Origin of the sequence: Aurantimonas sp. A3-2-R12 (assembly GCF_036016755.1) — a bacterium.
GTDB lineage: Bacteria > Pseudomonadota > Alphaproteobacteria > Rhizobiales > Rhizobiaceae > Aurantimonas > Aurantimonas coralicida_A.
On record NZ_JAYXIH010000029.1, the window covers coordinates 1 to 21,748 of the forward strand.

Genomic DNA, 21,748 nt, shown 5'->3' on the forward strand with positions numbered 1-21,748 from the left:
AAATCTGATGAAACAGCCTTTCCCATGAAGCACCTCCTGCTCACAGAGAATCAAACCGAACATCAAATGGGAACCCGTCGATTCAAATTATTCGCCGGATGCTCTAATCGCGTATTTCGCCAAGGTTGAATGGGGGCGGCTCGCAGGGGCCGCCCTTTTCATTTGACGGGCAAGGGCTCGGCTTCGTCGAATTCCTGTGGCGCCTCGGCGCGCGGGTCGAGCGCAAAGCTCGTCGGAGTCTGCGTGCGGGCGAGCGGCGTCGTCTGGAAGTCGGCCCGCTCGTCGGCCGGCAGCGAGACCCGCCGGAAAGTGCGATAGAACGCATAGGCGGCATAGAGTGCCGCAGCCGTTCCGATCGACTGGAAGATGCCCCGCGGGCCGAAGGTCTCCATGAGATAGGCGGCGTAGAGCGGTCCGATCATCGTCCCGATCCCATAGAGGATGAGCAGGCCACTGGAGATCTTCACGAAGTCCTCGTCGGCGGCGTAGTCGTTGGCGTGGGCAACGGCGAGCGAATAGGTCGGGTAGATGATGCCGCCGAGGACGAAGGCGACGACGAAAAGCGCGATGGCCCCGGCGTCTGCGACGTACACGCCCGCCGTTGCACCCGCGACGCCGATCAGCCCGGCGGCGGACATGACATAACGCCGGTCGACCATGTCCGAGATACGTCCGAGCGGCACCTGGAACACGATGCCGCCAGCCATCGCCGCGACGACGAGAGTGGCGATCTCCGTCGTGGAAAGACCGGCCTTCTGGCCGAACACCGGCGCCATATTGTTCCATGCGCCGGAAAGAACGCCAGCCAATAACACACCGATGAAAGCCACCGGCGAATTGCGGAAGATCAGACGCAGATCGATTTTCACGGTGGTCAGTGGCTTCGGGGAGGGGGCCTGCGACATGGCCGTCGGGATCACCGCCAGTGCGAACAAAATGGCGCAGAGCATGAAAGGAATGGCGAGTTCGGGTCGGCTCAATGGCATGACGTATTGACCGCCCATCATCGCCGCCATGGTGACGATCATATAGACCGAAAAGATCGTCCCTCGGGTCTCGTTGGTGACGCGCTCGTTAAGCCAGCTTTCGACGACCATGTAGGTGCCGGCCAAGGCAAAGCCGGCGAGGGCGCGAAAGAAGATCCAGGCGATTGGATCGAGGAAGATTGCGCATAAGAGTACCGAGATCGCCAGCAACGCGGCGAGACTCGAGAAGGTCCGCACATGCCCGGCCCGGCGCACGATCAGCGGCATCACGAAGCAGCCGAGCGTGAAGGCGATGGCGTAACTGGTGCCGAAAGCGCCGATTTGATAGCTCGACCAGCCCTCGATCGAGCCGCGAACCGGCAGGAGGATGCCCATCAAACCCGCGCCCGCCATCAGAAAGAAGGTCGAGAGAAGCAGCGAGACGATCGGCAGGATCTGGACGGGCACGGGCATGGGATTGGCCTTGGCTTTGCGTGTCGGCACGGCGTCGCGCTTTGGCCGGACAGCTAGGCTTCTGGAGGTGATTTGGCGAGTGCCATTTGCGACATTTGTCCAACTGGCGTTCACCCCGCCCCGCGTTCCTCCGCAAGCCGGGTTTTCAGCGTCAGCAAGTCACGCCAGCTCAGTCGCTTTTGCGCGGGCTGGCGCAGCAGATAGGCGGGGTGAAGCATCGCCGTCGCGTCGATGGCCTGGTCGGCCTCGACTCCGAAACTATAGCGCGTCCATTGTCCACGGATGCGCAGAATACCCTCCTGCGAGCCAAGGAGCGCCTTGGAGGCGGGCGAACCGAGGCAGACGAGGATCTTCGGTTGCACCAACTCGATATGGCGCTGCACGAATGGCAGGCAGATCAGCGTCTCGGCGGGTGTCGGTGGCCGATTGCCGGGCGGGCGCCAAGGCACGGTATTGGTCACCCGGACGGCTTCCCGCTCCAGTCCGATCGCCGCCAGCATCCGATTGAGCAGCTGGCCCGAGCGGCCAACGAAGGGGACACCCGCCGCGTCCTCCTCCCGGCCGGGGGCCTCTCCGACAAACATCACGTCGGCGGTCTCGCTGCCGTCGCCGAAGACGGTCGACTTCGCGGTGATACGCAGATTGCAGCCGTCGAAGGCCTCGAGCGCGACCTGCAGCTCGGCGAGGTCGGCGGCCGAGCGCGCGCGTTCCCGGGCGTCGGCAACGGCGACATCGTCCGGCACGGCGACCCGCGGGGTTGGAAACGCGGCGCTGTCCGACGGGCTCGCGACGGGCTTCGCGATGGCCGCCGGCGTGCGAGCGGGGCCGGCGGATTCGGGCCGGGTCTGTGGACTTGCGTTGCGCGCGCGTCTCGCTTCGATCTCGACTTGGGTCTCGGCGAAACGGTCGCGCGGCCGCTCGTCCAGAACGACGTCGATCCCGGCCGCGCGATACCATTCGAGCAGGGCGATGGCCGCGTGGTTGTCGGTCGATTGAATCTCGGCGCTCATGGCGTCTTCCTAGCCCATTCGGGCACGCGGCGCGACGGCTTGCCCGGGAACTTGCGCGCGTGCTCTCAATGGCCGACGGTCTGCGAAAACACGTTGATGACGATGACGCCCGCGAGGATCAGGGCCACACCGGCGAAGCCGGCGAAATCGATCGACAGCCGGAACCAGAACAGGTCGATGAGCGCCAGAAGCACGATTCCGGTGCCCGACCAGATGGCATAGACGATGCCAACCGGCAGGGTGCGAAGCGGCAGCGACAGGAAATAGAAGGCCAGCACATAGGCGCCGACCGTTACCAGCGACGGCACGAGGCGGGTGAAGCCAAAGGAAGACTTCAGCGCGGTCGTTCCGATGATTTCGCAAACGATCGCAACACTCAGATAGAGAAAATTCAAATCCGCCCCCCGCGCGATCGACACCGCTGTCTAGCACCGCCACGCGCGCTGCGGTCAAGCGGGACGGAGCCCAATAGAGCTTCGCATCACCGGATTGACGTCAAGGGCGATCACGATAGAACTCGTCCGGACACGCGGGAGCGCTAGTGTAGGGCGATCGGTGCGGTCGCTGGCCATGCAGCCGCAGCGATCGGCGGGAACCGGGACAAGGGATGAGACGATGAGTGAAGCCGAAACTCTGCCCGAACGCGAATCGATGGACTTCGACGTGGTCATCGTGGGAGCCGGTCCGGCCGGATTGGCGGCTGCCATTCGCCTGAAGCAGCTCGATCCCGAACTGACGGTGGTGGTCCTGGAAAAGGGCGCGGAAGTTGGCGCTCACATTCTGTCCGGCAACGTTCTCGACCCGTCGGCGCTGGATCGTCTGTTGCCGGAATGGCGACTGGAAGAGACGCCGATCAAGACCGAAGTAACCGACGACCGATTCTATTTCTACGGCCCGCAAGGCTCGATCCGCCTGCCGAACTTCCTGATGCCGAAGCTGATGGGCAATCACGGCAATTTCGTCGTTTCGCTCGGCCTCGTCTGCAAATGGATGGCGGAAAAGGCCGAGGCGCTCGGCGTCGAGATCTATCCTGGCTTCGCCGCGTCCGAGATTCTTTATGACGAGTCGAACGCGGTGATTGGCGTCGCGACCGGCGACATGGGCGTGACACGCGAGGGTCAGCCCGGACCAAGCTACCAGCGCGGCATGGCGCTGATGGGCAAATACGTGATGATCGGCGAAGGCGTCCGCGGCTCGCTCGCCAAGCAGCTGATCAAGGCCTATGGGCTCGACGAGGGACGCGAACCGCAAAAGTTCGGCATCGGCTTGAAAGAGCTCTGGGAGATCGAGCCGTCGAAGTCGAAGCCTGGCCTCGTCCAGCACTCCTTCGGCTGGCCGCTCGACGGCGGCACCGGCGGCGGATCGTTCCTCTACCATCTCGGCGACAATCAGGTTTACGTCGGCTTCGTCATGCACCTGAACTACAAGAACCCGTATCTCTCGCCTTTCGACGAATTCCAGCGGTTCAAGACCCACGCCGACGTGGCCAAGCTGCTCGAGGGCGGCAAGCGCATCGCCTATGGCGCCCGCGCGATTACCGAGGGCGGGTGGCAGTCGGTGCCGAAGTTGGTGTTCCCAGGTGGCGCGCTGATCGGTTGCTCGGCCGGCTTCGTCAACGTGCCGCGCATCAAGGGCGCCCACAACGCCATGACATCCGGCATGCTGGCGGCGGAAAAGGCGGCCGAGGCGATCAAGGCCGGCCGTTCGCACGATCGGCTGGCTGCGTATGAAGACGAGTGGCGCACGTCCCCGATCGGCGACGACCTGAAGCCGGTCCGCAACGTCAAGCCGCTCTGGTCGAAATACGGCACGATGCTCGGCATCGCGCTCGGCGGCCTCGATATGTGGACCAATTCGCTGTTCGGATTTTCCTTCTTCGGCACGCAAAAGCACGGCAAGCCGGATTACGCCTGCCTGGAGCCGGCGGACAAGCACGAAAAGATCGCATACCCGAAACCCGATGGCGTCTTGACCTTCGACAAGGTCTCGTCGGTCTATCTGTCCAACACCAATCACGAGGAGGACCAGCCGGTCCACCTGCAGGTGAAGGATCCGGCGCTGCAGCATTCGTCCGAATGGGCGGTCTATGCCGGCCCGTCGCAGCGCTATTGTCCGGCCGGCGTCTATGAATGGGTCGAGGAGAACGGCGCCGAGACGTTCGTGATCAACGCCCAGAACTGCGTCCACTGCAAGACCTGCGACATCAAGGATCCCAACCAGAACATCAACTGGGTTCCGCCCCAGGGCGGCGAGGGGCCGGTCTATCAGGTGATGTGAGGCGAGGCTGACCTGGTCGCGATCCTGCGGCTACTTTTCTGGTCGATCAGGCGGCAATTTCCGAGGCTCTGCGCAAGACCTCTTCCGCCCACTGGTTGAGGCTCTTGCCGGAAAGCTCCGCGGCACGCGCCGCCTTGGCGTGGATCTCCGGCGATATGCGGAACATCACGCGACCCGAATAGGGCTTTTGCGGCGCCTTTCCGATTTTCGCGCAAGTTTCGACATAGTCATCCACGGCATCGTGGAAAGCCGCCTTGAGTTCTGGAACGGTGTCGGCGTGAAACGTCACACCGTCATCGATCCCGGCGATGCGGCCGAAGAAAATCTCGTCCGCATCGTCGTATTCGACACGGGCCGCGTAGCCTTTGTAGGACATCGTGTTCATGGCTCGATTCCAATCTTGATGAGGTAATCGCGGGCCGCTCGTATCTGGTAACGTTTGGCTTCCTTGGCGGGGTGCGGCCGATGAAATGTTGCGACGGCGCCGTCGGAGTTGAACCGCACGCGCGACCCGGAACCTTCAACCAACTCACATCCGACGGACATGAGAAGCGCTTCGATGGACGCCCAATCCAGGGAACCGGAAACGGGCTCCGCGAAGATGGCGACCAGCGTCCTGCGATGCTTGCTATTCATGCAAGCAATATCGTGCTCGGTGCGATGGAATGCAAGCGGAAAATGCTAGCATGAAAGGGGAGGGCATACCGCGCAAATGCGACGTCGACGAGGCCGGATCAATCATCCAGAGCGCGTCGTTCCACTATCGATCGCTGCGGTTCGACAATGCCGGGCAGGGCGCTGTCGACACCGAAGGTCACCAGCAGCGGGAGATGGTCTGAGCCGGTCGCCGGTTGCCGCGCGACGTCGAGAATGTCGATGCCGGGCGAAGCGAGAATATTGTCGATCGGCAGTCCCGCATAGGGCGCGAGCCGTCTGGTGAAGGGCTGGAAGAACCAACTTGGCCCGACATTCGGCACGATGTCCGTGCCGCTCGCGGCGGCGTAGGTCCTGAGCGCAGCGCTCCAGGGGGCGGCGTTGAAGTCGCCGGCAATGAGGACGGGCGTCCCGAGCCGGCGAAGTCGCCGGAGACGGTCTTGAAGCTGCCCGAGCTGGCGCCACTGCTTTCCCGGCCAGGGCCAGGTCAAATGTTGGGTGGCAATGGTGAGCGCTTGTCCGTTGAAATCGACGGTTCGGCTGGCGAATGTCCCGGGACGATCGCAATCCCCCGGATCGTCGCTCGCGAAGGGCCGACGCGACAGGATGACGACGTCGAAATAGGCGCGGGGGCCGGTGCAATCGAACCGGTAGGGATATCGCGCGGAGAGGGATTGCAGCAGCGGCCGCCACTCTTTCCGCGCCTCCTGCAGGGTCACGACGTCGGGTGAAAGCTCCCCAATGAGCCGAATTGCCGCTGTGCGATCGGTGGCGCTCCAGCGCAGATTCATTTGCAAAAGCGTGTAGCGAGCCGTGCCGCCGGGCGCCGACGCCAATGAGGCGGCGGGCAGCATGGTCGGATAAACCGAGAAAAGACCGAACGCGCCGAGAATGATCGCCGCCAGACCCGCCGTGACAGGTCGGATGACAAGCAGCGCGAGCCCGGCGAGCAACAAGAGCACGGCGAGATGCGCGCGAAAATGGGCCAGCGTATCGAAGAACGGGACGATGTCGCCGAAATAGCCGCTGGCGAACGCCAAAGCCGCGGCAAGCGCGAGCGCCTGGGCAAGGGCGCGGCTGACGCGGCGCCGGTCGGAGGGGCGGGGGCGAGCGGCCGACATGAGGCGCCTACTGGAACGCGGTCTCGAAGAACGAGCGGAGCTTGCGCGAATGCACCCGCTCGGAAGGCACCTCCGACATCAGCTCGAGGGCGCGCATGCCGATCCGCAAATGCTGTGAGACCTGCCGCTTGTAGAATTCCGTCGCCATCCCCGGCAATTTCAACTCGCCATGCAGCGGCTTGTCGGAGACGCAGAGCAGGGTGCCGTAGGGAACGCGGAAACGAAAACCGTTCGCCGCGATCGTCGCCGATTCCATGTCGAGGGCGATGGCCCGAGACTGCGACAGGCGTTCCACCGGCTCCTTGTGATCGCGCAATTCCCAATTGCGGTTGTCGATCGTCGCGACGGTGCCGGTCCGCATGATCTTCTTCAATTCGTAGCCCGACAGGCCGGTGATTTCCTCAACCGCTTGCTCCAGCGCCACCTGCACCTCGGCCAGCGCCGGGATCGGCACCCACAGCGGCAGGTCGGCGTCGAGAACATGGTCCTCACGCACATAGGCATGGGCAAGTACGTAGTCGCCGAGCTCCTGGCTGTTGCGAAGTCCCGCGCAGTGTCCGAGCATCAGCCAGGCATGCGGCCGCAGCACCGCGATATGGTCGGTGATCGTCTTGGCGTTGGAGGGGCCGACGCCGATATTGACCATGGTAATGCCGTGGCCGTCATCGCGTTTCAGATGATAGGCGGGCATCTGCGGCAACCGAAGCGGCGCCATGCCTTCGGCCGGCTCGCGCGTGCCGGCCGGGGTGACGACGTTGCCAGGCTCGACGAAGGCGGTATAGCCGCCGCCGCCCTCCGCCATCATTTCGCGCGCCAGCATGCAGAACTCGTCGACATAGAACTGGTAGTTGGTGAACAGGACGAAGTTCTGAAAATGCTCCGGTCGGGTCGCGGTGTAATGCGACAGCCGGTGCAGCGAATAGTCGACCCGTTGCGCAGTAAATGGGGCGAGCGGCAGCGCTTCGCCGTCGCGCGGCTCGAAATTGCCGTTGACGATCCGGTCGTCAGTCGCCTCCAGGTCGGGCACGTCGAAGATATCGCGCAAAGGGCGATCGAGTTTCTCGGCCAACCCTCCGTCGACGTAGGATCCTTCCCCGAAGGCGAAATGCAGCGGGATCGGCGTGGTCGAATCGCTAACCGTGACGGGCTGACCGTGATTGCGGATCAAGAGATCGATCTGCTCGATGAGATAGTGGTGGAAGAGGTCGGGTCGCGTGATCGTTGCGGCATAGCGGCCGGGTCGCGCGACGTGCCCGAAGGCGAGGCGCGAATCGACCTTGGCGTGGGTCGCCGTCGTCAGCGAGATCTCGGGGTAGTAGGCGCGGTAGCGCTTGCCCCCGAGGCCCTTCTCCAGAACGCCATCGAATGTGTCGGACAGGAAGGCGACCGACCGGTCGTAAAGCCGGGTGAGTTCGGCCACGGCCTCCTCCGCGTCGTTAAAGGGCCGTGGCGGCGCTGGCTCGGGGCTCTGGTAGTTGGGATCGGCCGGCAAGGGAAAGGGCTTGGTCATGCCTTGGTTTAGCCGGCTGGCGTGGCGCGGAGAAGACGAGCGACCTAAAATTTCGCCCGCGTCGTCGTTGGATCGCGTTCGAGCGGACAGACGATACCGATCCGGTAGCCGCAATCGCTTCCCGCAACCGAGGCAAAGGCGCTGCCGGGGCGGTTGACGGAGTTCTGGGCCAGAAAACTGAAGCTCACCCCAAAGAGTGCGATCAGCGCGGTGATGATTGTCAATCGCGTCATCATGGCGTCGTCCTAAACGATTTTCCTCATGTTTGCACGGGTTGCCTGAACCGAAGCTGAAGCGGTGTCGCCGGCCGGATGCCGATGATGAACGCAGCGTCCGGCGAAATACGGCTTTGCGCTTCGCCGTCGTGGCGCTAGGTCGGTGGGTAACGCCAACCCGGGATGACAGGAATTTTTGCGATGCCGACGCAGACCGATCCGATCAAGCTGTATTACTGGCCGACGCCGAACGGCTGGAAAATCTCCATCATGCTGGAGGAACTCGGCGTTCCTTACGATATCGAATACGTCAATATCGGCGCGGGCGACCAGTTCAAACCGGACTTCCTGGCGATTTCCCCGAACAACCGGATGCCGGCGATCGTCGATCCGGAGGGGCCGCGCGGCGCGCCGATCTCGGTGTTCGAGTCAGGCGCAATCCTGCAATATCTCGGGCGCAAGTTCGGCCAATTCTATCCGACCGAGGAGCGGGCCCGGGTCGCTGTCGAAGAATGGCTGTTCTGGCAGATCGGCGGCCTCGGCCCGATGGCGGGCCAAGCCCATCACTTCCGCAATTACGCGCCGGAGCAGATCGCCTATGGCATCGACCGTTATACGAATGAGGTGAACCGGCTCTACGGGGTCATGAACCGACGCCTGAAGGACAACGACTATCTCGGCGGCGCCGACTACTCTGTCGCCGACATGGCGGCGATCGGTTGGGTGGTGCCGTACAAGAACCAGGGTCAGGATCTGGAGGAGTTCCCGAATCTGCGGCGGTGGTTCGATGTCGTCAAATCGCGCCCGGCGGTGTCCAAGGGTTTGGACATCGGCAAAGAGGAGCGCGAGAAAATGAACCTGGCCACCGACAGCAACGCCCAGAGCGTCCTGTTCGGCCAGCGCGCCCGCGCCTGACTACAAAGGCGGGCCGCGTTCGTCGCGGTCAGCCAGAGATGCCGGCCCGCAAACTGCGGCGGGTCGGTTCACGAAAAGTCGCGCCGGCGGTCTCAGACGCGGACCCAGATTTGCGTCTTGCAGAAGATTTTCAAGGCGCAGCCGGTCAGCTTCAGCTGTCCACCTTCCACGCGCGCGCTGCCGTTATAGGTCCGGTCCTCGCGCGGATCGGTGACGGTGCCGATATATTCCACGCCGGCCCCCGACATCTGCCCGACCGACTTGCCCTTGTGCTCGCCGGTAATGACCTTGGCGCAATAGGCGTCGCCGCATGACGTCACCCTGACGATGCCGCCTTCCGGCGCGCGCCATTTGCCGACGATCGGCTCGGCCGACAGCGTCGGCGACGTGATAGCCGCGATAGCCGTGACGGCGAGAAGTAGCTGGCGCATGCTCTGTTCCTGTTCGCTGGGACGTCCCCAGGCGAACAGTATTGGCGGATTTGGGCAGCACGGTGGCCCGGCTCGGGAGTGCCGGCATTACGCGACCGAGCGCATCGTGAGAGTTTCCAGTAGTCGGCCGCCGTCAGAGACGGTTGAGGCTCTGCGATCGGCAGAACAGGCCGCCGAGCACACAGCCCGAGATCGACAGCGTGTTGCCGGAGAGGCTGCCCTTGCCGGAATATTGCTTGCCGCCCTTGGTGTAGTCGGTCACCGAGCCGGCATATTGACCGCCGCCCTTGGGCTGCATCTGGCCGAAGGTTTTGCCCTTGTAGGGGCCGTTCGTATAGGTCAGGCAAAAGGCGCCGCCGCAGGGCGCGATCTTGGCGTCATAGCCGGACGGCATCCGCCATTTGCCCTCGATCGGATCGGCGTGGGCCGCTCCGGCCATGGCAAGGCTGAAGCACGCGGCCGCAAGGAATACTCGTCTCATTTCTTCCTCCCACGGAAACAACCGGGCGACAGGCTGCCGTCCGCCATATTCCCTTGACGTAAGCGTAATTGAATCGCGGAAAATCGCAAGTGACCCGGAGCGGGGCAAAGAGCCGGAAACGCCGCGCCGGGCGCTGGCCCTTGTGGAAACGCGGTTAGCGTTCGGTAAAGCCAAGAACCGACTGATTGGAGTTGATTTTCGGAATAACCTATTTGTCTCATACTGTTACGCAATATGACGGAAGCTTTTCCGTCGGCGATGTTTAAGTCTAATTAAGCTCGAACTTTAATCGCCTTTTCAGTCGTGCCGGTCATTCTGACGCTATCGGACAGCAGCCCGATCAATAGCGACAGGGACGCAAAGACAATGGCTCGCATCGACTTCCAGAACTATTCCGAACCGACGGTCAACGGCGCCGCATTCGTCGACGCCGACATCCTCCTCGACCTTGGTATGCGGGCGGCCTCGGGCCGCGATGGCGCGGTGAATTTCATCGCCGCCCACATGTATTTCAATCTTGCCGACCGCAAGGGCGCCGAGGATGCGGCCTTCCATCGCCAGGATATCGCCGGACAGATGTCGAAGTCGGAGATCGCGGCGGCGCTACGCGCCGCTCGCGAATGGCTGACCCTTCACTGAGCGTCGACGTCACCCGGCCTTGGGCGCGCCGACTTCATCGATCGCGCCGGCAAGCGCGGTCTCGAACAGGGCGAGATCCTCGTCCCGTCCGACCGTGACGCGGATCATCCGATCGAGCGGAGCCACACCCGGCATCCGAATGAAGACGCCGCGGCGGATCACCGCCTCGAGCAGCGCGCGGGCATAATCGCCATCGCCGCCGCAATCCATGGCGACGAAATTCGCCGCCGAGGGCAGGGGCGTCAGCCCGGCCCGCAGGGCGATAGCGGCCAGCCGATCCCTCGCCGCCACGATCCTCGCCACCGCCGCGCGCAGATAATCCTGATCCTTCAACGCCGCCAATGCCCCGGCTTGCGCCACGCGCGACACGCCGAAATGATTGCGCACCTTGTCGAACTGAACGACGGTGTCGGCCTCTCCGATCGCATAGGCGATCCGCATGCCGGCCATGCCGTAGGCTTTGGAGAAGGTGCGAAACCGCAGGAGATTGGGCCGCATCAGAGTGATGGGCGGCAGCGCCGACGCCGGCGCCAGATCGCTATAGGCCTCGTCGAGAACGAGAATCGCCTCCTCCGGAATTTCGTCGATCAGGCGCTCGACTGCCCTCGCCTCGTGCCAGGAGCCGGTCGGATTGTCCGGGTTGGCGAAATAGACGAGTTTCGGACGCAGTTCCCTGGCCCGCTCGATCAGACCATCGATATCCTCATGATCGTCCGACCGGTAGGGGACGAAGTCGACGGACGCCCCATAGCCGGCCGCGTGATAGTTGAAGGTCGGATAGGCGCCGCGTGACGTCACCACGACGTCGCCCGGCGTGCAGGTGAGCCGCACCAGATAGCCGAGCAGCCCGTCGATGCCTTCCCCGACCGTTACATTGTCGAAGCCGATGCCGAGATGGTCGGCGAGCGCCTGTTTCAGCTCGAAATTCTCCGGGTCGCCATAGGCCCAGCTTCCGCGCGCCGCCTCGGCCATGGCCCCGACGGCGTTCGGCGACGGGCCGAAGACGCTTTCGTTGGCGCCGAGCCGCGCCTTGAACGGCACCCCGGTGCGGCGCTCGATCGCCTCCGGGCCGACGAAGGGGATAGTGGCGGGAAGTGACCGGGCGAGGCTGGTGAAGAGTGTCATGGCGATCCGGATCAAGGGCTAAGCGCACAAAGCGGAATCAATTGGCTACGAGGAGTCGCTGTGATTTCGATTCAACGCGGCGGTCGCCTGTCGATCCGTCTGGCGTGACGACGACGTCCCCGTATCATTCCCGATCAATCCGCTCGAGCCCCTGGGCGAAGCGTCGCGCGTTGGCGACATAGTGCTCGGCCGCGGCCTTGAGCCCGGCGACCGCCGCGTCATCGAGTGTGCGCGCTACCTTGGCCGGTGCGCCGACGATCAGCGAATTATCCGGAAACTCCTTGCCCTCGGTCACCAGTGCATTGGCGCCGACGATCGAGTTCTTGCCGATCCGGGCGCCGTTGAGGACCGTCGCGCCCATGCCGATCAGCGAATTTTCGCCGATGGTGCAGCCATGGACGATGGCGCCGTGGCCGATCGTGCAGCCGGCGCCGATGGTCAGCGGGAAACCGGGGTCGCTGTGCAGGGTGCAATTGTCCTGGATGTTGGTGTTCTCGCCGATCGTCATCCATTCATTGTCGCCGCGCAGCACCGAGCCGAACCAGATATTGGCGTTCTTGCCGAGGCGCACCCGCCCAATAACATGGGCGCCGGGCGCGACGAAGACCTCGCTGTGGGGCGAGGTTTCGGGTCGGTCGCCGTCGAGCGCATATAGGGGCATCAGCAAATTCCTTCGGTTGCGGCGGCGAAATTGCGTCAGGCGCGGGCCGGAATCAAGCGCTCTGACGATCCGTCAGCCGGCGACGGTCGACAGCATCGTCTTGGTGATCGATTGACGCACGGAGCCGTAATCCGCCCATGGGTCGGCGTCCTGTAGCCGCTGCAGCACCGCATCAATGTCGAAGCCATTGGCTGCGTCGAGCGTCGCCAGTTCGTCCCAGCCGACCGGCGTTGCCACGGGCGCGCTCGCGCGCGAGCGCGTGGAGTATGGAGTGATGGCGGTCGCGCCGCGCTCGTTGCGCAGCCAGTCGATGAAGATTCGGCCCTTCCGCTTGGCCTTGGACATGGTGGCGACGAAACGCTCCGGCTCGGTGTCGGCTTGCCTCGCGGCAAAGCCCTTGGCGAAGGCCTTCAACTCCGTCCAGCCCTGCCGCCGTTCGAGCGGCACGACCACATGCACGCCCTTGCCGCCGGTGACCATGGCAAAGCTCTGGAGGCCGAGATCGGCGAGACGGTCGCGGAGATCGACGGCCGCCGTCTGCACGTCGGCAAAGCCCAGGCCTTCGTCCGGATCGAGGTCGAAGACCAGCCGGTCGGGCTTTTCCAACCGATCGTTGCGTGCGCCCCAGATGTGGAATTCCAGCGTGCTCATCTGCACCGCCCCGACGAGGGCAGCAGAATCGGGCATGGTCAGATAATCGGCGGTGCCGCCGTCTTTTTCCGGCACGGCCACCGTCTTCACGGCGTCAGGGAAGCCACCGGTGTCGTGCTTCTGGAAGAAGCAGTGCTTGTTTCGCCCCTGCGGGCAGCGCACCAGTGAGACCGGGCGGTTGCCGGCATGCTCCAGCATGCGCGCGGCCACTGCTTCATAGTAATGCGCCAGATCGAGCTTGGTGACGCCCTGACTGTCGTAAACCACGCGATCCGGGCTGGTGAGCCTGACACCGGCGACGGTGGTGGGCGCGCTGCCGGAGCGACGCGAGGCGGAGGCGTTGCCATCGGGCACACGTTTTGGGCGCGTGGCTTGCATCGGCTGCGGCCGCTCGTCCGTCACGGCTTCGGCCGCCTTGTCTTCGCGCAGCCCCTTGAACACGCCGTGGCGGATATGGCCGTCGGCGGTGAACTCGGCGAAATCGATCTCCGCAACGAGCTTCAGGGTGACGAAATGGGCACCGCGCTCGACATCATTCGGAATCGCATCGAAGGGCGAGGTCTGGCGGGAGAGGTCGTCGAAGCGCTCCGCGAGGTCCTCCAGCGTCTGTTGATCGAAACCGGAGCCGACCCGGCCGCGATAGCGCAGGCGTCCGTCCTCCATGACTCCAACAAGGATCGAGGAGAAGGCGCGGCCCTTCTTTTCCGACGGTGACCAGCCGCCAATGACGAATTCCTGTCGCCTTGTGCATTTGACCTTCAGCCAGGACTTGCTACGCCCGGACCGGTAGGGTGCATCGGCGCGCTTGGCGATAATGCCCTCGTGACCCGCTCCGCAAATCTTCTCAAACACCGCCGGGCCGCTGCCCAAAATGTGCTCGCTATAAAGAAGCAGATCGGAGGGCGTGCGATCCAGGAGCGCCTTCAGCGCGATCTTGCGCTCGGTCAGCGGCCGTTTGGTCAGATCCTTGCCGTCCAGATGCAGCACGTCGAAGCAGAAACAGGCGAGGGGGCCGCCCTCGCCGAGATGCCGCTGCAGTGTCGAGAAGTCGGTCTTGCCTTTGGCGTCGAAGGCGACGATCTCGCCGTCGATCAGGGCATTGCCGCAATCGAGCTCCCTCGCGGCCTCGGCGACCGGCCCGAACTTGTCGGTCCAGTCCTTTTCGTTGCGGGTCCAACACCGCACCTGCCCTTTGCCGACCGCGATGATGACGCGGTAGCCATCATATTTCATCTCGTGCAGCCAGTCGCCGCCGTCGGGAGCGGCGTCGACCAGCGTGGCCAGCTGTGGCGCATGGAATCGCGGGAGCGGCAGGGAGGGGGAGGACTTTGCTTCCGTCTTCGTCTCGGCCGCCTGCTTGGCGCCGGTTCGGCTGGACCTGGCTGCGGGCTCGCCGGGGCGCCGGGTCTCGGCCCAGCTTTCGTCGCCCTTGGCGATCGCCGCCATAGTGCGGCCGGTCTTGATGCTGGTGTCGGCGCTGAGGAGGTTGCGACGCCGGTCCACCGCCTCGTCCTTTTCCTTGATCAGCAGCCAGTTCTCGCGCGTCTCCTTTTCGCGTGGCTTCATGCGCACCAGCGCCCAGTTGCCCCGCATCCGCTCGCCGGACAGGCGCATCTTCAGGCTGCCTTTCTCGAAACCCTTTTCCGGGTCTTCCAGCGGCTCCCAGGAACCCCGGTCCCAGAGCATGACCGTGCCGCCGCCATATTGGCCCTTCGGAATGGTGCCCTCGAAGGTCCCGTAATCCATCGGGTGGTCCTCGGTCCTGACCGCCAGGCGCTTGGCGGCCGGATCGAGGCTGGGGCCCTTGGTCACCGCCCAGCTTTTCAGAACGCCGTCCCATTCGATGCGGAAGTCGTAATGAAGCCGGGTCGCGGCGTGCTTCTGGACGCAGAAGAACAAGGCGCCATCGCCGGGAGGCGGATTTGCCGATCCCGAGGGTTCACGGGTCTTGGAGAAATCCCGTTTCTCACGGTAGGTGCCGAGGAGCTCGTCGCCCTTTGCTGCCATCGCGCCGATCCTCAGGCGCTTTTGCGCCGGCTGGACGGACTCTTCGTGGCCGGTTTCGCGGACTTCGCGGATTTGCCCGAGGCGGCGGCGGGCGACTTTGTCGCCCGTGCTTTGGCGGGTGGCTTCCGATCCCTCGCTGCCGCAGCCTTCACCCCGGCGGAACCGCCGTCGCCTTCCAGGCTCTTCTTCAACGTCGCCATCAGGTCGACCACGTTGCTGCCTCGGTCGGATGGTGCCGGTTCGTCTTCCTCGATGGCGATCGTCGCCTTGCCACCCTTCTTGCGCTTCTCGGCGATCAGTTTCTTCAGCGCGTCGGTGTAGTGGTTCTTGAAAGCGGATGCGTCGAAGGGCGCGGATTTCTTGGCGATGAGCTGGGTGGCGACGTCGAGCAGGTCTTCGTCGGTCTCCGCATCGGAGATGTCGGAGAAGATCGAATCCGATTTGCGGACCTCGTCCTCATAGTGCAGCGTCTCGAGCAGGAGGCCGTTGCCGCACGGGCGCAGCGCAATGAGATACTCCTTGCCGCGTAGCGAGAGCTGGCCAAGGCCGGTCTTCTGCGACTGGCGTAACGCGTCGCGCACCACCCGGAACGCATCCTCGGCAAGTTCGTCCTGGGGCACGACGTAATAGGGTTTGTCGAAATACAGCGGCGGGATGGAGCAGGTATCGACGAACTGGACGAGTTCCAGCGTCTTTTTCGTCTCCAGCTTGACGTCCTCGATCTCCTCGTCGGTCAGGAGAACATATTCGTCCTTGCTGATTTCGTAGCCCTTGACGATCTCGTCCTTGTCGACCGGACCGATCCCCTCGACGACCTTGTCGTAATGAATGCGCTTGCCGCTCTCCCGGTGGATCTGGCGGAAGCTGATCGACGCACCGGTCTGGGTGGCCGAGAACATTTCGACGGGAATCGAGACAAGCGACAGGCGAATCTGCCCTTTCCAGATGGGACGTGGCGCCATTTTTTTAACTCCGGACACGATGACTGCCGCTACGGGAGACAGAACGGCGTGAAGGCCCGACTCGTTCCGGCGAGCCGTGAGCATTCCCGCGCCGCCCGGCAGGCGTCCCGGGGGGCCTGAAAAATCGAGGCGCGCTTCGTCCCCTCTTGCCAAGGGCAGGTGCGCGGTTAAGCAGAGACAATCGATGAATCAGCCAAGGCGCTGCCCTTGATCCGAATCCTTCACACCGCAGACTGGCAGATCGGCAAGCCGTTCGGCAATTTCGAGCCCGACCGCCGGGGCGAACTGCGCGCCGAGCGTTTCGCCGCCGTCGCCCGCATCGCCGCGCTGGCCGAGGAGCGCGGTTGCGACGCCGTGCTCGTAGCCGGCGACGCCTTCGACGACAATACCGTGCCGGATCGTGACCTCAACCGCACGCTCGACGCCATGGCCGGTTTCGGTGGCCCATGGATCATGCTGCCCGGCAATCACGACGCCGCGCTGAGCGTTTCGGTCTGGACCCGCCTCCGCCGGCTAACGACCAGGGCGACGATCATGATCGCGGATCGCCCCGAGCCGGTGGTTCTGAAGGACGGGGCGCTCGTCATCCTCCCGGCGCCGCTGACTCGCCGCCGCGAGGGGGCCGATCTCACCGAATGGTTCGATCACGCGGCAACGCCCTCCCATGCGGTGCGCGTCGGCCTTGCCCATGGCGCGGTGCTCAATCGGCTGCCGGAGAAGGCCGAAGCCGGCAATCCGATCGCCGACGATCGCGCCGACAGGGCGAAACTCGACTATCTCGCGCTCGGCGATTGGCATGGCTTCGTCGAGATCGCGCCGCGCACCGTCTATTCCGGGACCCCTGAGCCGGACCGCTATCCCGCCAATGCGCCGGGTCACGTCGCGATCGTGGAGATCGACGCGCCCGGCGTCGCGCCGCGGATCGAGCGAGTCCGCATCGCGCGTTTCGATTGGCGGTCGATGGATGTGCGACTGGACGGCGGCATCGGCGCGCTCGAAGATGCGCTTGCGGCGTTGACGCGTCCGGGCGAGACGCTGCTCGACCTGACGCTGTCCGGCAGCCTGTCGCTGCGCGAGCGGGTTCGGCTCGATGAAGCGCTCGCAGGCTGGCAGGCGCGCCTGTTCGATCTGCGCTTGTCGGACGAAGGCCTTCTGGACGAGCCGGACGAGGAGGATCTCGACCATATCGACGTTGGCGGATTCGTGCGCGTCGCGATCGAACGGCTGCGGGCGAAGGCCGCCGATCCGCAAGACCCCGAGCGCGCGGCGGCCCAGCTGGCCCTGCGGATGGCCTATGTCGAACATCGGCGCCTCTCGGGGAGCGATTAGCCGATGTACCTGAAATCGCTCCAACTGACGGATTTCGCCGGTGTCGGCTCGGTCGATCTGCCGCGCTTCGAGCCCGGGCTCAACGTCGTGGTCGGCGACAACGAAGCCGGCAAATCGACGCTGTTGACCGCGCTCAGGGCGGCCTTCTTCCAGAAGCATCGCGCCGGCGGTGAGGCCGTGAAGATGCTGGCGCCCTACAATCGTCAGGCGCGGCCGGAAGTCGCGGTGGAATTCGATATCGACGGCACCGCCTATACGCTCCGCAAGGCATTCGTTCAGCGTCCGTCGGCCGACCTGTCCTGGCCGGGCGGAAGCCTGTCCGGCGACGCGGTGGAAGAGCGGCTGGCCGAGCTGTTCCGTTTTTCCCATCCCGGCCGCGGCGATTCCAAGCTCAGCGAGCATCAGGGTGCGTTCGGCTTGTTGTGGGTCGAGCAAGGGCGCTCGACCGGCGGCCTCGATATCGGCGTCGGCAAGGACGCCGTTACCGCCTCGCTGGAGGGGGAGGTCGGCCAGATCCTCGGCGGTGAGCGCGGCCGGTCGCTGGTCGCCGCCACAAAGGCGCTGCAGGATCGCTTCTTTACCGACACGTTGCGCGTGGCCTCGGCCTCGCCGATCCGCCAGGCGGAAGAGCGGCGCGAGGCACTGCGCACGGAGCTCCAGGCGAAGCTGGCTCTTCGCGCCGACTATGACGAGAAGCTCGACCGGCTGCGGCGCCGGCGCGAAACGCTTCTGTCCTACGAGCGCGACGACGCGGTCGCCAAGGCGGAAGCCGCGGTCGAGGCGGCGGAGGCCGCGTCCCGGGCCGCCGAGAGTCTCGACCGGGAACGCGGCGAGGCCGAACGGGAGCTTCGCCACGCGCTTGCCAAGCGCGACGGCGCCGCCGAAATCCTGCGCCAGCGCGACAAACTCATCGAGACAAGAGGACGCGCGACGCAGGCGGCGGAGGCAATCGCCGCATCCCTCGATGCGTTCCGCGCGCGGGCGGTCGAGGAGCGCTCGGAGGTCGCGCGGCTCGAAGCGCGGCGGGCCGAAGCCAAGGCCGCCGCCGATCAGGCGGAGGCGGCGGACGAGGCGATTCAGCTTCGGGCCGAACTGTCCCGCAAGCAGGACGAGCTGGCCAAGGCTCGCCAACGCATCGAAGCCGCGCGCGGGATCGAGGAGGAGTTGGCCGAGTTGCGCCGCGCCGCGAGCGGGGCCGGCCTCGATCAAAAGGCGCTGGCGGCGATCGAGGCGGCGGAGCAATCGCGCCGCGAGGCTGCGATCAGACTCTCTGTCGCCGCGCCAAAGCTTCGGTTTGAACCGTCGGCCGGTCAGGCCGTGCGGGACGCGGCTGGCGAGGCGGTGGCGACGGAGGGATCAGTCGATATCACCGGCCGCAGCGTTTTCGATCTGGAAGGCTTCGGCCGGATCGTCATCGAGCCCGGCGCCGACGCGGGGGCTGTGGCCCGCGATGCCGCGACGGCGGAGGCCGCATGCGCCGGGCTGTTCTCCCGGCACGGGGTTGCCTCGCTGGAGGAGGCGCGCCGGCGCGTTCAGGCCGCCGAGGAGAGGCGGATCGCGGCGGACACCTTGAAGGCACGGCTCGGTGCCATCCTGCCCGAAGGCCTGTCCGAGGCTGCCGCCGCGCTCGAGCTTCGCGAAGGCGAGATCGCCGAGCGCAGCGCGACGATGGGGGCGCCCACCGAGGAAAACGAGACGAAGGCCGACCCATCGGACAGTCGAGCCGCGCGCCGGACCGCAAGGGCCCTGCTGGAGGCCGCGGATGCCGAACTCGACGGTATGCGCCGCAGGGCGGCCGAATCTTCCGCCCAATTGGCGACGGCTGAGGGCGAAGCGGGGTTTCGCCAGGCGGAGGCCGAGCGGCTGCGGCGCGAGCATCTGGAGGCCGAAGCGAAGCGGAGCCGGGCGGCGCTGGCCGAAGACCTGGCCGCCGCGGAAGTCGAGCGGACCGCCAAGGCCGTGGTTCTCGATCAGCGTCAGCGCGAACTGGCGGGCGTCGATCCCGAGACTGTCGCCTTGACCCTTCAATCCAAGCGCCGGGCACTGGTCGAGATTCGCCGCCAGGTCGTGGCCCTGCGCGAGGAAGCGGCCGCGCTGGAAGGTGAACTCGGCGGCCACGGGCTGACGGCGCTTGGCGAGGACATCGACCGGATCGAGGGCGAGGTCACCGTCCTCGAACGACGCCTGGGCCGTCTCAACGTTGAGGCCGAGGCGTCGAAGCTGCTGCATTCGACGCTGCTCGCCGCCCAGCGCGAGGCGCGCGAACATTGGCTGGGACCGATCAAGACGCAGGTGGCTCCCTATCTGCGGCTGATTCATCCAGGAACCGAGATCGAGCTCGACGAGACGACGCTGGAAATTAGGGGGCTGCATCGCGCCGGGGTCGAGGAACATTTCCAACGCCTTTCAGCCGGCGCGCGCGAGCAGGTGGCCGTGGTCACACGAATCGCGCTGGCGCAGGTTCTGAAGAAGGGCGGCCATCCGGCGACGGTGATTCTCGACGATGCGCTGGTCAATACGGACGAAAAGCGCCTCGAGCGCATGCATCTGGTGCTGCAAAAGGCGGCCGAAGACCTGCAAATTATCGTCCTGACCTGTCGGGAACGGGATTTTCGCGGACTTGGGGCGCCGTTGTTCAGAATCTGAAGGCGGCGAGCCGAGCCGATTCGGCCCCCACGCCGTTTTTCGGGGCTATTTGGCGCTCATTTTGGCTGTTTTCGCCAATTCCTTAACGGCGGGTAAACGAAAAAGTGGCATCGCCGCAACAGGGGTGTGTCCAAAGCGTCCCATCCGACCCATTGTGGCAATTAGGCGATTGCATCCGATCCGGCGCTGGATAATGTCGCGTCAGAAAGATCGCGGGGACAAAACGCTTCGGACTTTCGCAGAAGGGGATGGGGCAGGGAAGGCTGTCCTTCATAAACAAGGCCCAACCCTAACCTATAATTTGACTGGAGGTCAGAACATGAACATTAAGAGCCTTCTTCTCGGCTCCGCTGCGGCACTCGTCGCAGTCTCCGGCGCCCGCGCTGCGGACGTTATCGTACCGGTCGCCGCCGAGCCTGCTGACTACGTCCGCGTCTGCGACGTTTACGGCACCGGCTTCTACTACATCCCGGGCACCGAGACGTGCCTGTCGGTCAGCGGTTACGTCCGCTTCAAGTACAGCGTGCAGGATCTCGACCTGTCGAACAGCACGCTCCCGGCCTACATCGACCGCACTAACGCCGAAGGCGACGACTACGCTGCCTACAGCTCGGTTCGTGGTCGTCTGAACTTCGACGCTCGCGAAGAGACCGAACTCGGCACCCTGCGCGGCTTCCTCCGCGTTCAGGCTACCAACATGGCCGATGGCGACGCCAGCTTCGACATGGACCTGGGCTACATCCAGCTCGGTGGCCTCACCATGGGTTACCTCGACTCGCTGTGGTCCGAGGGTGACGGTCTCTTGACCGACACAGACTCCTCGATCGGCGACCTCACGGTCAACCGGGTGTCCTACACCTACGCCGCGAACGGCTTCTCGGCCGCGGTTTCGCTCGAAGACGACGCAACCGGCGATTTCGCTCCGGACGTGGTCGGCAAGCTGGCCTATTCGGGCGGCTGGGGCTCGATCTACATCGCCGGTTCGTATGACGAGGAGGTGCTTCTGCCCTCCCCGCTCGTCTTCGGTCGGGTCGGTCTGCGCGGCCATCTCGCCAACATCGATGTGTCCGAAATGGACGGGTTGATCGTCAACGACGGTGAGGGTGCATTCGCGGTCAAGGGCGGCCTGTCGCTCAAGGACCTCGTAATGACCGACTCCGAGCTCAAGATCGAAGGCAGCTACGCCTTTGATCCGTCGGCTTACTCGACCCTCAGCGTGTTCTCGGGTCCGTTCGGCGTGACGCTTCCTGTCGAGTGGTCGGCTGGCGCCGGTTATGCTCAGTCGTTCGGCAAGCTCGGCGTGGCCGTGTCCGGCCTCTACGGCGAGACCTTCGATCTGTCGACCGGCAACACGGCGTTCGCCTATGGCGCTCCGCTCCCGGGCAACGCGCAGTTCTACCAGATCGTCGGCAACGTCGGTTACGAGATCACCAACAACTTCGACATGCTGGCTGAAATCTCGTACACGGATCTCGAGTTCGACAACTCGCCGCGTGCGATTGCCACTTTCGGTACGGACAACGTCAGCCAGACGGCTGGTTTCCTGCAGTTCATCCGCTCCTTCTAATCGATCGAGCATTGCAGATAAGGGAGCCCGGCGTTCGCGCCGGGCTCTTTTTTGTGTCGATTTTTGCGCGGATAGATGCCTCCGCCGGACCTGTTGCCGGGCGAACCG

General features: G+C 64.5%; 20 protein-coding genes. 6 read left to right on the forward strand and 14 right to left on the reverse strand.

What is annotated here, in order from left to right:
* Positions 1-158: 158 nt before the first annotated feature.
* The 3 genes from VSX60_RS14990 to VSX60_RS15000 form a co-directional block, all read right to left on the reverse strand.
* On the reverse strand, positions 159-1,469 hold the full coding sequence (locus tag VSX60_RS14990; protein WP_327625050.1) for an MFS transporter: 1,311 nt from the start codon (positions 1,467-1,469) through the stop codon (positions 159-161).
* An 80-nt stretch (positions 1,470-1,549) separates the two neighbouring features.
* Entirely contained in the window at positions 1,550-2,449 is a 900-nt protein-coding gene (locus VSX60_RS14995; protein WP_327625051.1) for a uracil-DNA glycosylase, read from the reverse strand.
* A 65-nt stretch (positions 2,450-2,514) separates the two neighbouring features.
* Positions 2,515-2,844, reverse strand: coding sequence for a DMT family transporter (locus VSX60_RS15000; RefSeq protein WP_327625052.1), 330 nt, complete (start codon positions 2,842-2,844; stop codon positions 2,515-2,517).
* Positions 2,845-3,064: 220 nt separating this feature from the next.
* Here VSX60_RS15000 and VSX60_RS15005 point away from each other — a divergent pair, with 220 nt between their 5' ends.
* Positions 3,065-4,726, forward strand: coding sequence for an electron transfer flavoprotein-ubiquinone oxidoreductase (locus VSX60_RS15005; protein WP_327625053.1), 1,662 nt, complete (start codon positions 3,065-3,067; stop codon positions 4,724-4,726).
* 46 nt (positions 4,727-4,772) lie between these two features.
* On the opposite strand, the gene VSX60_RS15010 is transcribed toward VSX60_RS15005, so the two are convergent.
* The 5 genes from VSX60_RS15010 to VSX60_RS15030 form a co-directional block, all read right to left on the reverse strand.
* Entirely contained in the window at positions 4,773-5,111 is a 339-nt protein-coding gene (locus tag VSX60_RS15010) for a type II toxin-antitoxin system HicB family antitoxin (RefSeq protein ID WP_327625055.1), read from the reverse strand.
* Positions 5,108-5,362, reverse strand: a complete 255-nt coding sequence (locus tag VSX60_RS15015) for a type II toxin-antitoxin system HicA family toxin (RefSeq protein WP_327625057.1) — start codon at positions 5,360-5,362, stop codon at positions 5,108-5,110. Before VSX60_RS15015 ends, VSX60_RS15010 begins: the two co-directional genes overlap by 4 nt.
* A 98-nt stretch (positions 5,363-5,460) precedes the next feature.
* The gene (locus tag VSX60_RS15020) at positions 5,461-6,501 is read right to left on the reverse strand and encodes an endonuclease/exonuclease/phosphatase family protein (RefSeq protein WP_327625058.1); all 1,041 of its coding nucleotides are present in this window, start codon (positions 6,499-6,501) and stop codon (positions 5,461-5,463) included.
* Between the two features lie 7 nt (positions 6,502-6,508).
* Positions 6,509-8,011: an AMP nucleosidase gene (locus tag VSX60_RS15025; RefSeq protein WP_327625059.1), complete on the reverse strand. Its 1,503-nt coding sequence runs from the start codon at positions 8,009-8,011 to the stop codon at positions 6,509-6,511.
* A gap of 44 nt (positions 8,012-8,055) precedes the next feature.
* Complete coding sequence (locus VSX60_RS15030) at positions 8,056-8,244, reverse strand: hypothetical protein (RefSeq protein WP_327625060.1); 189 nt, start codon at positions 8,242-8,244, stop codon at positions 8,056-8,058.
* A gap of 183 nt (positions 8,245-8,427) precedes the next feature.
* On the opposite strand from VSX60_RS15030, the gene VSX60_RS15035 reads away from it, so the two are divergent.
* Positions 8,428-9,141, forward strand: coding sequence for a glutathione S-transferase N-terminal domain-containing protein (locus VSX60_RS15035; RefSeq protein ID WP_327625061.1), 714 nt, complete (start codon positions 8,428-8,430; stop codon positions 9,139-9,141).
* A 92-nt stretch (positions 9,142-9,233) separates the two neighbouring features.
* On the opposite strand, the gene VSX60_RS15040 is transcribed toward VSX60_RS15035, so the two are convergent.
* Together VSX60_RS15040 and VSX60_RS15045 are read right to left on the reverse strand one after the other, a co-directional pair.
* Complete coding sequence (locus VSX60_RS15040) at positions 9,234-9,572, reverse strand: DUF2147 domain-containing protein (RefSeq protein ID WP_327625062.1); 339 nt, start codon at positions 9,570-9,572, stop codon at positions 9,234-9,236.
* A gap of 133 nt (positions 9,573-9,705) precedes the next feature.
* Positions 9,706-10,053, reverse strand: coding sequence for a DUF2147 domain-containing protein (locus tag VSX60_RS15045; RefSeq protein WP_327625063.1), 348 nt, complete (start codon positions 10,051-10,053; stop codon positions 9,706-9,708).
* A gap of 366 nt (positions 10,054-10,419) precedes the next feature.
* Between VSX60_RS15045 and VSX60_RS15050 the strand changes: the two genes are divergently transcribed.
* A complete protein-coding gene (locus VSX60_RS15050) occupies positions 10,420-10,692 on the forward strand; it encodes a sel1 repeat family protein (protein ID WP_327625064.1) in 273 nt (90 codons plus the stop codon).
* 9 nt (positions 10,693-10,701) lie between these two features.
* On the opposite strand, the gene VSX60_RS15055 is transcribed toward VSX60_RS15050, so the two are convergent.
* From VSX60_RS15055 to ku, 4 genes are all read right to left on the reverse strand, one after another.
* A complete protein-coding gene (locus VSX60_RS15055; protein ID WP_327625065.1) occupies positions 10,702-11,817 on the reverse strand; it encodes a pyridoxal phosphate-dependent aminotransferase in 1,116 nt (371 codons plus the stop codon).
* Between the two features lie 124 nt (positions 11,818-11,941).
* Positions 11,942-12,478 (reverse strand): gamma carbonic anhydrase family protein, encoded by a 537-nt coding sequence (locus tag VSX60_RS15060; protein ID WP_327625066.1) that lies wholly within the window; start codon positions 12,476-12,478, stop codon positions 11,942-11,944.
* A 72-nt stretch (positions 12,479-12,550) separates the two neighbouring features.
* Positions 12,551-15,136 carry a DNA ligase D gene (ligD, locus tag VSX60_RS15065; RefSeq protein ID WP_327625067.1) on the reverse strand — a complete coding sequence of 862 codons (2,586 nt, stop codon included), beginning with the start codon at positions 15,134-15,136 and terminating at the stop codon, positions 12,551-12,553.
* Positions 15,137-15,147: 11 nt separating this feature from the next.
* On the reverse strand, positions 15,148-16,098 hold the full coding sequence (ku, locus tag VSX60_RS15070; protein WP_327625068.1) for a non-homologous end joining protein Ku: 951 nt from the start codon (positions 16,096-16,098) through the stop codon (positions 15,148-15,150).
* Between the two features lie 207 nt (positions 16,099-16,305).
* Here ku and VSX60_RS15075 point away from each other — a divergent pair, with 207 nt between their 5' ends.
* The 3 genes from VSX60_RS15075 to VSX60_RS15085 all read left to right on the forward strand — a co-directional run bounded on the left by VSX60_RS15075 (position 16,306) and on the right by VSX60_RS15085 (position 21,640).
* Positions 16,306-17,427 (forward strand): metallophosphoesterase family protein, encoded by a 1,122-nt coding sequence (locus VSX60_RS15075; protein ID WP_327625069.1) that lies wholly within the window; start codon positions 16,306-16,308, stop codon positions 17,425-17,427.
* Between the two features lie 3 nt (positions 17,428-17,430).
* A complete protein-coding gene (locus VSX60_RS15080; protein WP_327625070.1) occupies positions 17,431-20,073 on the forward strand; it encodes an AAA family ATPase in 2,643 nt (880 codons plus the stop codon).
* Positions 20,074-20,392: 319 nt separating this feature from the next.
* Positions 20,393-21,640 (forward strand): porin, encoded by a 1,248-nt coding sequence (locus tag VSX60_RS15085; RefSeq protein WP_327625071.1) that lies wholly within the window; start codon positions 20,393-20,395, stop codon positions 21,638-21,640.
* Positions 21,641-21,748: the final 108 nt, after the last annotated feature.

Coding starts and splice junctions, on each gene's coding strand:
- VSX60_RS15020 (WP_327625058.1), bottom strand. CDS start 6,501: ATGTCGGCCGCTCGCCCCCGCCCCTCCGACCGGCGCCGCGTCAGCCGC.
- ligD (WP_327625067.1), bottom strand. CDS start 15,136: ATGGCAGCAAAGGGCGACGAGCTCCTCGGCACCTACCGTGAGAAACGG.
- VSX60_RS15055 (WP_327625065.1), bottom strand. CDS start 11,817: ATGACACTCTTCACCAGCCTCGCCCGGTCACTTCCCGCCACTATCCCC.
- ku (WP_327625068.1), bottom strand. CDS start 16,098: ATGGCGCCACGTCCCATCTGGAAAGGGCAGATTCGCCTGTCGCTTGTC.
- VSX60_RS15010 (WP_327625055.1), bottom strand. CDS start 5,111: ATGAACACGATGTCCTACAAAGGCTACGCGGCCCGTGTCGAATACGAC.
- VSX60_RS15005 (WP_327625053.1), top strand. CDS start 3,065: ATGAGTGAAGCCGAAACTCTGCCCGAACGCGAATCGATGGACTTCGAC.
- VSX60_RS15030 (WP_327625060.1), bottom strand. CDS start 8,244: ATGACGCGATTGACAATCATCACCGCGCTGATCGCACTCTTTGGGGTG.
- VSX60_RS15080 (WP_327625070.1), top strand. CDS start 17,431: ATGTACCTGAAATCGCTCCAACTGACGGATTTCGCCGGTGTCGGCTCG.
- VSX60_RS15040 (WP_327625062.1), bottom strand. CDS start 9,572: ATGCGCCAGCTACTTCTCGCCGTCACGGCTATCGCGGCTATCACGTCG.
- VSX60_RS15050 (WP_327625064.1), top strand. CDS start 10,420: ATGGCTCGCATCGACTTCCAGAACTATTCCGAACCGACGGTCAACGGC.
- VSX60_RS15060 (WP_327625066.1), bottom strand. CDS start 12,478: ATGCCCCTATATGCGCTCGACGGCGACCGACCCGAAACCTCGCCCCAC.
- VSX60_RS15035 (WP_327625061.1), top strand. CDS start 8,428: ATGCCGACGCAGACCGATCCGATCAAGCTGTATTACTGGCCGACGCCG.
- VSX60_RS15085 (WP_327625071.1), top strand. CDS start 20,393: ATGAACATTAAGAGCCTTCTTCTCGGCTCCGCTGCGGCACTCGTCGCA.
- VSX60_RS15045 (WP_327625063.1), bottom strand. CDS start 10,053: ATGAGACGAGTATTCCTTGCGGCCGCGTGCTTCAGCCTTGCCATGGCC.
- VSX60_RS15015 (WP_327625057.1), bottom strand. CDS start 5,362: ATGAATAGCAAGCATCGCAGGACGCTGGTCGCCATCTTCGCGGAGCCC.
- VSX60_RS15025 (WP_327625059.1), bottom strand. CDS start 8,011: ATGACCAAGCCCTTTCCCTTGCCGGCCGATCCCAACTACCAGAGCCCC.
- VSX60_RS14995 (WP_327625051.1), bottom strand. CDS start 2,449: ATGAGCGCCGAGATTCAATCGACCGACAACCACGCGGCCATCGCCCTG.